General features: G+C 72.3%; 13 protein-coding genes. 6 read left to right on the top strand and 7 right to left on the bottom strand.

All coding sequences use genetic code 11. The annotated features are described in order from the left end of the window. Positions 1-45 precede the first annotated feature (45 nt). Complete coding sequence (locus JK363_RS13235; protein ID WP_201875026.1) at positions 46-396, top strand: winged helix-turn-helix transcriptional regulator; 351 nt, start codon at positions 46-48, stop codon at positions 394-396. 125 nt (positions 397-521) lie between these two features. Here the strand turns inward: JK363_RS13235 and JK363_RS13230 are convergent, their stop codons facing one another. Then, positions 522-3050 carry an ATP-dependent Clp protease ATP-binding subunit gene (locus JK363_RS13230; RefSeq protein ID WP_201875025.1) on the bottom strand — a complete coding sequence of 843 codons (2529 nt, stop codon included), beginning with the start codon at positions 3048-3050 and terminating at the stop codon, positions 522-524. 26 nt (positions 3051-3076) lie between these two features. After that, the gene (locus JK363_RS13225) at positions 3077-3448 is read right to left on the bottom strand and encodes a hypothetical protein (RefSeq protein WP_201875024.1); all 372 of its coding nucleotides are present in this window, start codon (positions 3446-3448) and stop codon (positions 3077-3079) included. Positions 3449-3714: 266 nt separating this feature from the next. Between JK363_RS13225 and JK363_RS13220 the strand changes: the two genes are divergently transcribed. The 3 genes from JK363_RS13220 to JK363_RS13210 all read left to right on the top strand — a co-directional run bounded on the left by JK363_RS13220 (position 3715) and on the right by JK363_RS13210 (position 7302). Then, entirely contained in the window at positions 3715-4311 is a 597-nt protein-coding gene (locus tag JK363_RS13220) for an FAD-dependent oxidoreductase (RefSeq protein ID WP_372444747.1), read from the top strand. A gap of 250 nt (positions 4312-4561) precedes the next feature. Beyond that, positions 4562-6490 (top strand): serine/threonine-protein kinase, encoded by a 1929-nt coding sequence (locus JK363_RS13215; protein WP_215910850.1) that lies wholly within the window; start codon positions 4562-4564, stop codon positions 6488-6490. 35 nt (positions 6491-6525) lie between these two features. Further along, positions 6526-7302 (top strand): FHA domain-containing protein, encoded by a 777-nt coding sequence (locus JK363_RS13210; protein ID WP_201875021.1) that lies wholly within the window; start codon positions 6526-6528, stop codon positions 7300-7302. A 48-nt stretch (positions 7303-7350) separates the two neighbouring features. On the opposite strand, the gene JK363_RS13205 is transcribed toward JK363_RS13210, so the two are convergent. Then, complete coding sequence (locus tag JK363_RS13205; protein WP_201875020.1) at positions 7351-7920, bottom strand: helix-turn-helix domain-containing protein; 570 nt, start codon at positions 7918-7920, stop codon at positions 7351-7353. Positions 7921-7986: 66 nt separating this feature from the next. Here JK363_RS13205 and JK363_RS13200 point away from each other — a divergent pair, with 66 nt between their 5' ends. Together JK363_RS13200 and JK363_RS13195 are read left to right on the top strand one after the other, a co-directional pair. Further along, positions 7987-8655 (top strand): AzlC family ABC transporter permease, encoded by a 669-nt coding sequence (locus JK363_RS13200; protein ID WP_201875019.1) that lies wholly within the window; start codon positions 7987-7989, stop codon positions 8653-8655. Beyond that, on the top strand, positions 8652-8960 hold the full coding sequence (locus JK363_RS13195) for an AzlD domain-containing protein (protein WP_201875018.1): 309 nt from the start codon (positions 8652-8654) through the stop codon (positions 8958-8960). The genes JK363_RS13200 and JK363_RS13195 overlap by 4 nt, the downstream gene beginning before the upstream one ends. A gap of 346 nt (positions 8961-9306) precedes the next feature. Here JK363_RS13195 and JK363_RS13190 read toward each other — a convergent pair whose 3' ends face one another. The 4 genes from JK363_RS13190 to JK363_RS13175 form a co-directional block, all read right to left on the bottom strand. Then, entirely contained in the window at positions 9307-9606 is a 300-nt protein-coding gene (locus JK363_RS13190) for a hypothetical protein (RefSeq protein WP_201875017.1), read from the bottom strand. Between the two features lie 109 nt (positions 9607-9715). After that, entirely contained in the window at positions 9716-10186 is a 471-nt protein-coding gene (locus JK363_RS13185) for a hypothetical protein (RefSeq protein ID WP_201875016.1), read from the bottom strand. 186 nt (positions 10187-10372) lie between these two features. Then, the gene (locus JK363_RS13180) at positions 10373-10699 is read right to left on the bottom strand and encodes an MmcQ/YjbR family DNA-binding protein (protein WP_201875015.1); all 327 of its coding nucleotides are present in this window, start codon (positions 10697-10699) and stop codon (positions 10373-10375) included. Positions 10700-10760: 61 nt separating this feature from the next. Further along, positions 10761-12263, bottom strand: coding sequence for an ArnT family glycosyltransferase (locus JK363_RS13175; RefSeq protein WP_201875014.1), 1503 nt, complete (start codon positions 12261-12263; stop codon positions 10761-10763). Positions 12264-12338 lie beyond the last annotated feature (75 nt).

The raw sequence follows: 12338 nt of genomic DNA, 5'->3' as shown, positions 1-12338 counted from the left end.
TACACAGTGATGCATGGCAAACGAACGGCAATGGCAAGGACGAAGATGACGCGCAGTCGTGCCCAGGACCCGAATGTCTGCGGAGTGACCGCCGCGATCGCCGTGATCGACGGCAAGTGGAAGACCGCTCTGCTCTGGCTGCTGGAGTCCGGTCCGCATCGCCCCGGTGAACTGCGTCGGCAGTTGCCCGGCCTCAGCGAGAAGGTGCTGACTCAGGCGCTGCGTGAGATGGCGGCGGACGGACTGGTGCACCGGGAGGTGCATGATGTGCTGCCGCTGAAGACCGTGTACTCCCTGACCGCGTTCGGCCGCGAACTCTCCGAGGCCCTGGGCCCCGTTGCCGATTGGGGACACCGTCGTCTGGCACGGCTGGCGCAGTCCCCACCGGCGCCCTGACGCACCGTCCCTCCGTCCTGGGCGGTGGCCTTTCCACCGCCTTCCATCAGCTTCGTCGGGTTACCGGCCACTGCCAAGTACCCACAAAAAGGTGGGTACCGGGGCCGGCGCCCACCCGACGGGCCTCAGCTGTTCCCCGTGTGGAACGCCAGCCTTCCGTCTTCCACGTCCACTTCGACCCGCCGGTGCGGACGCAGGGTGCCGCCGAGCAGCATCCGGGAGAGCGGGTTGTCCACCTCGCGCTGGATGGTGCGGCGCAGCGGCCGGGCGCCGTACTCCGGCTGGTGTCCGCGCTGGGCGAGCCATTCGACGGCGGCCGGGGTGAAGTCGACGGGGACGTCCTGGGCGCGCAGTCGGCGCCGGGTCTCCTCCAGCAGCACATCGGTGATCTGGCGCAGCTGTTCATCGGCGAGACGGCGGAAGATGACGGTTTCGTCCACGCGGTTCAGGAACTCCGGCCGGAAGTGTTCGCGCAGCGGCCGCAGCACCCGTTCCTTGCGGGCCTCCTCGTCGGCCTCCTCGTCCCCGCCGCCGAAGCCGAGGACGGCGCCGCGTCCGATGATGGCCTCGGAGCCGAGGTTGCTGGTCATCACGATGACGGTGTTCTTGAAGTCGATGGTGCGGCCCTGCGCGTCGGTGAGCCTGCCGTCGTCGAGGACCTGGAGCAGGATGTTGAACACGTCCGGGTGGGCCTTCTCCACCTCGTCCAGGAGCACCAGTGAATAGGGCTGCCGGCGCACCGCTTCGGTCAGCTGCCCGGCCTCTTCGTGGCCCACATAGCCGGGCGGGGCGCCGATGAGACGGCTGATGGTGTGCTTCTCCTGGTACTCGCTCATATCGAGGCGGATCATCCGGTCCTCGCTGCCGAAGAGCGCCTCGGCCAGGGCGCGGGCGAGTTCGGTCTTGCCGACGCCGGTGGGGCCGAGGAAGAGGAAACTGCCGCTGGGGCGGTCGGGGTCGGAGAGACCGGCGCGGGAGCGCAGTACGGCGTCGGACACGGCCGAGACGGCCTCCTCCTGGCCGATGACCCGCTGGTGGAGGTGTTCCTCGAGGCCGAGCAGCCGGTCCCGCTCCTCCTGGGTGAGGCTGCTGACGGGGATCCCGGTCTGCCGGGAGACGATGTCGGCCACGTCCTCGACGGTGACCTCGGACACCCGGGTGCCGTGGAACTGGGTGCCCGACCCTTCGGTGATCCGGGCGCCCAGATCGGCGATCCGGTCGCGCAGCGAGGTGGCGCGCTCGTACTGCTCGGAGGCCACGGCCTGGTCCTTGTCCCGGGTGAGCTGTTCGACCTCGCGCTCCAGGGCGCGCAGATCGGTGCCCCGGGCGCTGGAGCGCAGCCGGACCCGGGCTCCGGCCTGGTCCATCAGGTCGATGGCCTTGTCGGGCAGGAAGCGGTCGGTGAGATAGCGGTCGGCGAGTTCGACGGCCGCGAACAGCGCCTCGTCGGTGTAGCGGACCTGGTGGTGGGCCTCGTAGCGGTCGCGCAGCCCGTGCAGGATGGACACGGCGGCCGTGGTGGTGGGCTCGGGGACCATGATGGGCTGGAAGCGGCGGGCGAGTGCGGCGTCCTTCTCGATGTACTGGCGGTACTCCTGGAGGGTGCTCGCCCCCATGACATGGAGTTCCCCGCGGGCGAGTGCGGGCTTGAGGAGGTTGCTGGCGTCCATCGAGCCGCCTTCGGAGCCTCCTCCGGCGCCGACGACGGTGTGCAGCTCGTCGATGAAGATGATCAAATCGTCGGAGTTGTCGCGGATCTCGTCGATGATGCCGGTGAGCCGCTGTTCGAAGTCACCGCGGAAGCGGGTGCCCGCCACGATGCCCGCGAAGTCGAGCTGGATGACCCGGCGGCCGAGCAGGATGTCCGGCACATCGGCGTCGGCGATCCGCTGGGCCAGTCCTTCGACGACGGCGGTCTTGCCGACCCCGGCCTCGCCGATGAGCACCGGGTTGTTCTTGCCCCGGCGGGCGAGCACCTCGATGCTCTGCTCGATCTCCTCGTCGCGGCCGATCACCGGGTCGATGCGGCCCTCGCGGGCCAGCTCGGTCAGATCGCGGCCGAAACGGTCCAGACTGGGGGTGTTCCGGCGGTCCATCACGGGCCGCTGGTCCACCGGGCCGGCTCCCGCCGCGAGACCGCCCTGGGGGCTGGGCCGGGGTTCGAAGCGGGCGGCGTTGAGGATCTGGCCCGCCGTGGAGTCCCGGTTGGCGGCCAGCGCGATCAGCACATGCTCGGGGCCGATGTACGAGGAGCCCCGGGAGCGGGCTATTTCATGGGCGTCGAGCAGGGCCCGCTTGACCGCGGGGGTGACGGCCACCGAGTTGCGCGGCGGCCCCTCCCCCGCCTCCCGGTCGATCTGCTCCGCGAGCCGGTCGGGGTCGGCCCCGGCGCGGCTGACCATCGTGCGGGTGGGTTCGGCGAGGAGTGCCGCCCGCAGCAGATGCTCGGTGTCCAGGTCGGTACTGCCGTGCTCGGCGGCGTACGACGCAGCGGAGGAGACGAGATTCCGTGCCGTTTCGCTCATCAGACGGCCGAAGTCGACATGGCGGGAGTCGGACCGCTGCCCGGCCGGCCCGGTCCCGAGGAAGCGTGCGAGGAAATCGCCCAGTGGGTCTGGCCCGAAGTCTTCAGGGCCTTCGTTGCCGCTGCCCATATCACTATTTTACGGGTGATCGCCGTCTATGCCCCGCCGTCCGGGTGCGCCGCGTCCGCCATGATCGCGCCGAGCCGCCCGCGCAGGGTTCCCAGGCGCGGGGCGAAGGCCCCGGCCACGGCCGCCGAGCCGACCGTGAACGCTTCCGCTCCGGCCGCCGCCAGGTCCCGTATCCGCGCGGGGCGCTCGGCGCTGCCCGCGACGACAGGACGGCCTGGGGTCGCCGCGCGGGCGGCATGGACCAGGGCGAGCGGTGCGGCGTCGGTGGCACGCCAGGCCGGCAGGTCCCTCCCCGCGCCGCGCGCCGCCGCGTAGCGCGCGCACTGTTCCGCCACGTCCGGCGCGGCGAGGGCGGCGGCGGTTTCCGCGAAGGCCAGGTACGGACGTGGTGCCGACACCGCGGGTGGGCCCGGCGGTCGCCCGTTCGGCTTTGTGCCGGGCGGCAGCGCCTACACCCTGATGACCGCCCTGCCGTCCGGGGACGAGCGGGTGACGGCCCTGCGGTCGTGGCTGGGTGAGCAGGTGCGCGAACCGCCCGCCGAGGCACGCCTCGTGACACGCCCGACAAAGGCCCGGGCTCGATGGAACGAGAGGGTGGCCCGCTTCGCCCAGGGTCTCCCCCGGGGCTTCGGCCCGGCGGCGAGGGGCGCGGGGCGCCACGCGGATCGACCCCACCGCCCGCCGGGTCGCCATGGACAACGGCCGCGAACTGCCGTACGACCGGCTGGTGTACGCGCTCGGCAGCCGCACCGCCGACCCCGGTGAGCGGGCCTTCACCCCCGAGACCGCCGCCGAGCCGCACAAGCGCCTGCTCGACGGTCCCGGCGAACTGTCGGTGGTCGGTGGCGGGCTGACCGGGCTCGAACCGGCCGCCGAGGTCGCCGAAACACAGCGTGAGTGGCGCGTCCGGCTGGTCACCGGAGGGGCGATCGGCCCCGGGCTGTCCCCGAAGGGCCGTGCGCACGCACGGGCGACACTGACCGGCATCGGCGTCCGGATCGAGGAGAGCCGCACGGTGGCGCGCCCCGAGGACCTCGGCTCCGACGCGGTGGTCCGGGCCGCCTGCCACGGCCGATGGAGCCTCGGCCGCCCCGGCGGTCTGATCCAGGCCGTCCGCGCCGATGACTCCCCGCGCGACGTGGTGCTACGCGGTGGCATGGCAGCCCGCGTCAAGGAACAGGTGGTGCGCTCCACGATCCACCTGCTGCGGCCGGCCGCCCGCCGCCCGGGAGCGTTCGCGCATCTGCCGGGCTTCGGCTGAGTCTGTCGTGGGCATGATGGAAGGCACGGACCTCCATCGCGCTCTGCTCATAATCTCCGCACACATGGTGACGATGTGAGCGGAGTGTGAATCAGCGTTGCACCGTACGTAAGCGCAGGACCCCCGCTTCCCTCACCCAGTAGGTTCGATCCGCGCGCTGTCCGCAGCGGAGATCCGGCTATGGGTGAGGGGAGTCACGGTGCGCTCAGGGGAGGAAGTCGGTGGGCGGTACCGGCTCGAGAAGCAGCCCATGCGCGGGGGCATGGGCGAGGTCTGGCCCGCGTACGACAAGGAGTTGGGCCGCCGGGTGGTCCTGAAGCGCACCGCGCTGGAGGACGGCAGCGCCCTCGCCTTCGACCGGTTGCGGGCCGAGGCCCGCGCGCTGGCGCGGTTCAGCCATCCGCATGTCGTCACCCTGTACGACGCGGTCCGCGTGGGCAGGCGCAACCGCTCCACCTCGTGGCTGGTGCTGGAGTACGTACGCGGCGGCAGCCTGGACAGGTGGCCGCCGGTGCCACCGGAGCTCGCCGCTCGCGTCGGCGCGCAGATCGCGGATGCCCTCGCCGCCCTGCATGGCGAGGGCATCGTGCACTGCGACATCAAGCCGGGGAACATCGTGGTCACCGAGGGCGGGTCGGCCAAGCTGACCGACTTCGGCACCGCCTACCGGCTCGGCAACCGGCATTCCATCACCCCCAATACCGCCATCGGCTATACCCCGGCCTATGCCGCGCCCGAGGTCGTCCGGGGCGAACCCGAACCGGCGTCCGATGTGTTCTCCCTCGGCGCCACGGTGTACGCACTGGTCACCGGAAGCACTCCCGGAAGCGGCGGCAAGGCTCCTCGCGGCGAAGCCGACAGCACCGTGGCGATGCGGGAGCCCTCGGGCGACGGCGTCGAAACCCCTGAACTGGACGGCGAACTCGGCCCGTTGCGCGCGGTACTCCCCGCGATGCTGCGCACCGACCCGGCACTCCGGCCCGGCGCGGCCGAGGTCCGCGCCCTGCTCGAGGAGGCCGCCGGGGACACCGACACCCTGCCGAACCTGGCCGACCTCCGCGCCGTCACCACCCTCCCGGCCACCGGCCGGGCCGGTGCACACGACGACGGGGACGACCACGACGAACCGCGGGAGGAGTCGTGGCACGGCGGCCGGCCGACGCGGCTCGTCCGGCGCCACATCCGGCTGATCGGGGCCGGGGCGGCCACGGTGGTCCTCGCCGTCGTCCTGCCCTTCACCCCGTTCAGCCCCTTCACCTCGGGCGGTCAGGCGGACGAGAACCGCTCCTCACCGCCCTCCTCGTCGTCGAAGAACGTGTCGGCCAAGGATGCGGGGTCCGTTTTCGGCGACCCTCCCACGGCCGATCCGTGCGCCCTGACCGACCCCTCGGCGCTGCGCCGTTTCGGGGACACCGAACTCGACCGGGACTACGGCAACTTCGACCGCTGTGACGTCCTGGTAACCCCGGACGGCAACGGCGTCGTGGACATGAACGTGGACTTCAACCACGGACCGCCGCCGGAGCTGACCGGACCGGCGAAGACCGTGGGGAAGGTCGGGATCATCAAGGATGGGGCCGACGGCGAGGCGTGTGAACGGAACCTGGTGATCTCCGGCGAGGACGACGCCTTCGTCAAGGTGACCGCGAAGCAGGTCGAGTCGGGCCGGGCCCCGCTGTGCGACATCGCCGACGCGGCCACCGACACCGCGGTGAAGACGCTCAATCGGGGGGTGATCGCACGCCGTTCACCGCCGCTCCCCGCCACCTCGCTCGCGCGGAAGCACGCCTGTGAGCTGCTGGACCCCGCCGCGCTGGAGGTCGTCCCCGGTATCAACGCGGACGACCCGGACGTCGGATACGCGGGGTGGGACTGCGACTGGTCCAGCAGCACCCGGGACCTCTCGGTGGACCTGAAGTTCGACCGCGGCCAGCCGCTGGACGGGGAGGACGGCACCCCGGCACTGTTCAGTGGCTACCACGCCTTCGTCGAACCGGAGGGGGACGGCGAGGGGACCTGTCTGGCCCGGGTGGTGTACCGCTCGTACGCGGACCAGGACGGCCGGAAGGCGGTCGAGATGCTCCATCTGGTGGTGGCCGGGGACTCCTCCAAGGACGAGCTGTGCACCACAGCCGGAAAGCTCGCCCGCTCGGCCGCCGCGGCGCTGCGTTCGGCCTGACGCCGCCACTGATCCGACCGCCAAGGAGAGCCAGGATGAACCACCCCCGGAGCCTCGCCTACGGCGTCACTCCCTCCCGGCCCGGCACCCTGCACGCGCGTTCGCTCACCGGTGGGCTCGCGGTGGCGCCGCGGCCCGGCGCGACCATCCGGTTCGGGCGCGGCGGTGAGCCGGAGATTGATCTGCGCGTCGGCGAGGACGACCTCCGGGTGAGCCGGCGCCACGGCGAACTCAGCTACCACGACCGCCAGTGGTGGCTGCGGAACACCGGACAGCAGTTGCTGCGGCTGCCCCGCGGCCAGATGATGCACACCAGTACCGACCCGATCCCGCTGGCCGCCGGATACACCCCGCTGTTCGTGAAGGGCTCGGGGCCCCGGGAACACCTGGTCGAGTTGTATGTGACCGACCACGAGGACGACGGGCTGGTGCCCCGTCACGCCGCCATCACAGTGCCGCCCAGACGTTGGCATCTCGAGGAGGACGAGCGGCTGGTCCTGGTGGTCCTGGGCCAGCGCTATCTGCTGTACGAGGCGGGCCCGCGGCCGCTGTCCTACCGGGAGGCGGCCGCCGAACTCGCCTGTCTGCGCCCGGCCGCGAAGTGGTCCAAGCGCCGGATCGAGCACAAGGTCGAGGCCGTGCGCCACCGGCTGTCCAAGGGCGGCGACTTCCCCTATCCGGTGGTGCGGGACCGGGAGTCCGCCGGTCCGAGCGATCACACCCTGCTGCACAACCTCCTCAAGGGGCTGGTGGAGTCGACGACGCTGGTACCGCCCGATCTGGAGCTGATCGAGGACGAGTTCCCCGGCTGAGCGACCGCGAGACCGCCACGGGCTCGCCACCGCACCGGCGGCTGAGACTCACAGGTGCTGCATGATCATGACGCAGGTGGTGCCCGGCTCCAGCGCCTGGCAGATGTGCGGCACATCGCCCGGGTACGACAGATAGTCCCCGGCCGCGAGCTCGACCGGCTCATCGCCCGGCCCGGCCAGCACCCGTCCGGTCCCCACGATCAGATGCTCGACGGTGCCCGGCATATGGGGGTCGGACTCCCGCGCGGGCCCGGGCTCCACCCGCAGGAAGTACACATCCCGCCGTGCGCCCGGCGGACTCGAGGACAGCAAGGTGGCGTTGTAGTCCGCGCGCTCCGAGGGCACGGAGGGGCCCTCGCCCGCGCGGATCAGCTGGACCGCGGGGCGCGGCGGGTCGACCAGGGCACTGAATGGCACATCGAGCGCCACGCTCAGCGCCCACAGTGTCTCCACGCTGGGGTTGCCGGTACCCGACTCGAGCTGGGACAGCGTGGACTTCGCGATCCCGGCGCGCTTGGCCAGCTCGGAGAGGGAGATCCCGGTCCGGGTGCGCTCGTGGCGCAGCGACGCGGCGATCCGGTCCAGCGGCACGCGGGGGGCGGGGGCACCATCAGTCATCGTTCGCTCCAGAAGTACGATCGTTCGCCTTGACGAACAGCTTCCCATGTGTCCATTGTAGAAAACATGCGTTCACTTTGCCGAACAGGCGATCCCCGTCTGCTGCGCGATGTAGCCCTGGTCTGTCTCGCCGACGGCGTCATCGGCGTCTCCTTCGGCGCCATCGCGGTCGCCGGAGGCATGCCCGCGTGGCTGCCCGTGGCCATGTCGCTCATCGTCTTCGCGGGCGCGGCCCAGTTCAGCGCGGTCGGCATGCTGCTGACGGGTGGCAGTCCGCTCGCCGCCGCGGCCACCGGACTGCTGCTCAACACCCGCACCGTGCCGTTCAGTCTGGCGCTTGCCGACTCGCTGGGGTCCGGCCGGGCCGCCCGTCTGCTCGGGGCTCATCTGATCACCGACGAAACCGCGGCCTTCGCCCTCGCCCAGCGCGATCCGGCCCGCCGTCGGGCCGCCTTCTGGCTCTCCGGCCTCGCTCTCTTCGCCACCTGGAACGTCGGTGTGCTGGCCGGGTCCCTCGCCGGGAACGCGCTGGGCGACACCGACGCGCTGGGGCTGGACGCCGCCTATCCGGCCGTACTGCTCGCCCTCACCCTCCCCGCCCTGCGGGACCTCCGCACCCGCCGTGCCGCGCTCACCGGAGCCGCCCTGGCGCTGGCCGCCACGCCTTTCCTGCCCCCGGGGCTACCGGTGCTGCTCGCCCTCACCGGGCTGCTCGCCGCCGGGAGGGCGTCATGACTCTGATGGCTCTTCTGCTGCTGGCCGTGGGAACGTACGGCTTCCGGCTGGCCGGTCCCCTGCTGCACGGCCGGTTCCAGCCGTCCGCCGAGGCGCAGCGGCTGCTCTCCATCGGGGCGGCGGTGCTCCTTGTCGCGCTGCTGGCCACCGCCGCCCTGACCCAAGGACACGGCTTCGCGGGCTGGGCCCGTCCGGCGGGCGTGCTGACGGGGGCCGTTCTCGCCTGGCGGAAGGCTCCGTTCATGGCCGTGGTGGCCGCGGCGGCCGCCACCACCGCCCTGCTGCGCCTCGCCGGTGTCCCCTGACCCGTCCGGCCGACGGGAGGATATGACGGCCAACGGGCGGACGGGACGGCCCCGTTGTCCGACCTGGCCGGCAGACGAGCGGAGGCGCCAGCGGGCCGGGAGCGCGCCGTGGCGCCGGCTCCCGGCTACGCCTGGGCCGTGGCGCAGCGCGAGAGGCTCCTGTCGAACGGACCGTCAGGGACCGGGGCTTGAAGAGCCGGGCCGATGCCGTGACGGGCGCGCGGGCCGGTCATCGGCTCGGTGTGCGCGGCCGGGAGCGCCCGAGGTCACCGGTCCGTGAACCCGGGCGACCTGCACCGCTCTTGGCGAACGGCCCGTGCACACCGATGGTGTCCTACGGGTGGTGTCACCGGTCCCCGGCCGATCCGCTCCGGACCAGAGGGAACGACCAGATCCGCCGCAGGGCGTGCAGCAGGGCCCGGAGCCGGCGCGACCTCGGCGGACGCCGTCGCGGCACGTTCGCCGGGATCGCCATGGCGGCGGTGACCGGCCGCATATCCCCGGTGGGACCGGGCGGATCCATCATCGGGTCCTCCGGGTCGATCGCGGGCGGGGGCGGCGGGGTGGCGTTGGTCGGGACGGACGGGCACCGGGCCGCTTCGGCCCGCATCAGTGCCCGCATGGCGGCGTGGACATCGAGAGGCATGGCTGTACTCCTGCGCTGTCGGACGTCTGACTGCTGACCGGCAGGGCGGACCGTCCCCGCGGCCCGCGGGGCACTCACGGAGAGCGGGATACGGACGGCCCGGAGCCGGTCAGCAGCGCAGAACGACGCTGCGCGAGGAGAACTGGAGGGCCGACGGCTCCGATCCGGTGTCGAAGGCGCCGGTGTCGGAGGCGTGGTCGGCGAGTCGTCCGCGGGCCGCGGCGATGACCACATGGCCGGGCGCGGACGGCAGCGAGCGGGCACCGGAGACCGAGGTGGCGCAGGCCCGCCCGGCATGACCGGCGTGTCCGGTGTGACCGGCGGGGTGGCCGTCGGTGTCCCGGGCCGGCAGCGCGGCGGGCCGCGCCGCCTCGGAGGGCTCATCCTCGGCGCGCGGCGCGGCGGCGGCTGGTGCCAGGGCGCGGAGCGCACCGCAATGGCCCAGGTCAGGGGGCGGGGCCTGGGAGGCGCCCAGGGACAGCAGGGTGTGCAGCAGTGTCATCGCCAGCAGCACGACCAGTACGGTCGCGCAGGGTCCGCGCCGCTCCGCGGAGCGGCTCGTCCTGTGGCCGTGCACCATGCGGCCTCCCTTGCCGATCCCTCTCCAGGGAACCCCGCTCAGTGGAATCCAGCACTCCGATAACCCGGAAGTGGTCCTGCTTTCACCCGTGTCGGTGACGTCCTCGAACGGGAATACCGGCACATTTCGAGGAATGACGCGATTGCGGGGGCGGTGCGGAGAGGGACGGCGCGCAGGTGCCCGGATTCAGTCCAGCAGCCTGGTGGGGGCGGCCTGGCGCCAGGAGTCGAGAAGGATGTCCCGCAGCTCCTCGAGGTCGTCCAGCGCGGCGAGCCGGACCCGGACCCAGGCGAATCCGGCCTCGTGGTCGGCGATCCAGAACTTCTCCGGCTCCGCGAGCACGAGTTCGTCGCGCTCCACCTTGGGGCATCGGACGGCCATCGACGTCTCGTCCTCGGGAAGCGTGGCGAACATCTTCCCGGCGACCCGGAACGTGGGCATGGACCAGGCGACCTTCTCCGTCGTCTCGGGCAGCGACAGAGCGATCTCGCGGACATCGTCGGACGTCGTCATGGCTCGACCGTAGAACACCCCACTGACAGGGCAGGCGTCAGCCCCGGTACGCACCCGGCCGTCAGTAGTAGTGGCGCAGCGAGGGCCACAGGGCCGACCATGCTGAGCGGGTCCCCGAGCACAGCTCGACGGCCGCGTGCTGCTCCTCGTTGTCCAGGTCATGGTGGTTGTCGACGCGGGCGACCTCACGGCAGCCGGTGAAGTGCCGTGCGATGCGCCGGTCTCCGTCCTGGTGGACCAGCAGCACCGGACCGTCGGCGGAGTCGCGGGGCGGCCCCCAGTCGGCGTAGCTCATATGGCCGGAGTAGACCGGGGGCAGGCCCTGCCCCGGGCCGTAGTGCCCGATCGCTCCCGCTTCACCGTAGTTCTGGGCGAAGATCACCGCATGGTCGCGCCGGTCGGCGGGGATCAGGGACCACCCGTCCCGGACGGCGCTCACCAGCGTGGGCCAGCCCACCTGTTCGCCCTGCTCCGGGTTGACCGCCTGAGCCACCGCGAGGGCGCCGGTCGGCAGCACCGGCAGTCCGATCACGGCGCTCACCGCGGCCGTCACCGCCACCGCCGCCCCCGCGGTCCAGCCTCGCACGGCACGCCGGCCCGCCCGGGTCCACGCGGCCACGGGCTCGCACCCGGCAGCCATGAGCACGATGAGCAGCGGAATGACGTAGTACCCCCTGCCCCCGGCCACCAGCACCAGTGCGCAGAGCAGCGGATACGCCAGCGCCGTCGGGCGGGCCCAGCGCAGAGCGGGGTCGCGCCACAGCCGTAGCCAGCCCGCCACCCAGACCGGTACGAACATCGGGGACAGAAACAGGATCTGCTGCGGGACGAACATCGCGCGGTTCTCGGCCCCGTCGTCGGCCCGGATGCCGTCCGCGACGGTCAGCTGCGGCCACCCGTGCCGGGCCTGCCACCACAGCTGGGGCAGCGCGAGGACCAGCGCGACCGCGGCACCGGCCACCGGCCACCCGCCGCGCAGCACCCGCCGCGGGCCCACCGCGAGCAGCGCGGCCACCACGACGGCGATCAGCAGTACCACCAGGTACTTGTTCTGCACGCCGATCCCGGAGGCCGCTCCGACCGCGAGCCACCAGCGGCCGTCCCCCGTGCGCAGCAGCCGCAGCACCAGCCAGCAGACCAGCAGCCACACGAGCAGGTCGAGGGTGGAGGTGGAGAGCATATGGCCGATCCCCAGCACATATCCCGACGTCGACGTGGTCACCGCGGCGATCACCTGCGCGCGACGCCCCCCGCCGAACTCCCGGGCCAGCGCGGCGACCACCACGACGGTGACGGCGCAGCAGAGCGTGGCGGGCACCCGCAGCCCGGCCGGGCCGTTCCCGAAGGCGGCGGTGGCGGCCCTGGCCACCAGTGGGGTCAGCGGTGGCTGGTCCACATACCCCCAGTCCGGGTGGTCGCCGGCGGCGAGGAAGTACAACTCGTCGCGGTGAAAGCCGTACCGCCCGGAGAGGGCGGTCAACACCCCCGCGAGAACGGCGGCGATGCCGAGGACCGGGACGGCGGCGAAGCGTGCCGGCCCCGGCTGGTCACCCGTCCCACCCATGGCAGCACCCCCCGGGACGGACACGGCACCCCCTGTACCGTGCGGCCCGTTCGCAGCGTACGGGCACGATGAGGA

Origin of the sequence: Streptomyces coffeae, from assembly GCF_016741875.1 — a bacterium.
Classification (GTDB): Bacteria; Actinomycetota; Actinomycetes; order Streptomycetales; family Streptomycetaceae; genus Streptomyces; species Streptomyces coffeae.
This window is presented reverse-complemented; position numbering and strand designations above follow the sequence as displayed.

Coding starts and splice junctions, on each gene's coding strand:
- JK363_RS13185 (WP_201875016.1), bottom strand. CDS start 10,186: ATGGTGCACGGCCACAGGACGAGCCGCTCCGCGGAGCGGCGCGGACCC.
- JK363_RS13210 (WP_201875021.1), top strand. CDS start 6,526: ATGAACCACCCCCGGAGCCTCGCCTACGGCGTCACTCCCTCCCGGCCC.
- JK363_RS13230 (WP_201875025.1), bottom strand. CDS start 3,050: ATGGGCAGCGGCAACGAAGGCCCTGAAGACTTCGGGCCAGACCCACTG.
- JK363_RS13190 (WP_201875017.1), bottom strand. CDS start 9,606: ATGCCTCTCGATGTCCACGCCGCCATGCGGGCACTGATGCGGGCCGAA.
- JK363_RS13175 (WP_201875014.1), bottom strand. CDS start 12,263: ATGGGTGGGACGGGTGACCAGCCGGGGCCGGCACGCTTCGCCGCCGTC.
- JK363_RS13200 (WP_201875019.1), top strand. CDS start 7,987: ATGCGTTCACTTTGCCGAACAGGCGATCCCCGTCTGCTGCGCGATGTA.
- JK363_RS13215 (WP_215910850.1), top strand. CDS start 4,562: ATGCGCGGGGGCATGGGCGAGGTCTGGCCCGCGTACGACAAGGAGTTG.
- JK363_RS13205 (WP_201875020.1), bottom strand. CDS start 7,920: ATGACTGATGGTGCCCCCGCCCCCCGCGTGCCGCTGGACCGGATCGCC.
- JK363_RS13180 (WP_201875015.1), bottom strand. CDS start 10,699: ATGACGACGTCCGACGATGTCCGCGAGATCGCTCTGTCGCTGCCCGAG.
- JK363_RS13195 (WP_201875018.1), top strand. CDS start 8,652: ATGACTCTGATGGCTCTTCTGCTGCTGGCCGTGGGAACGTACGGCTTC.
- JK363_RS13235 (WP_201875026.1), top strand. CDS start 46: ATGACGCGCAGTCGTGCCCAGGACCCGAATGTCTGCGGAGTGACCGCC.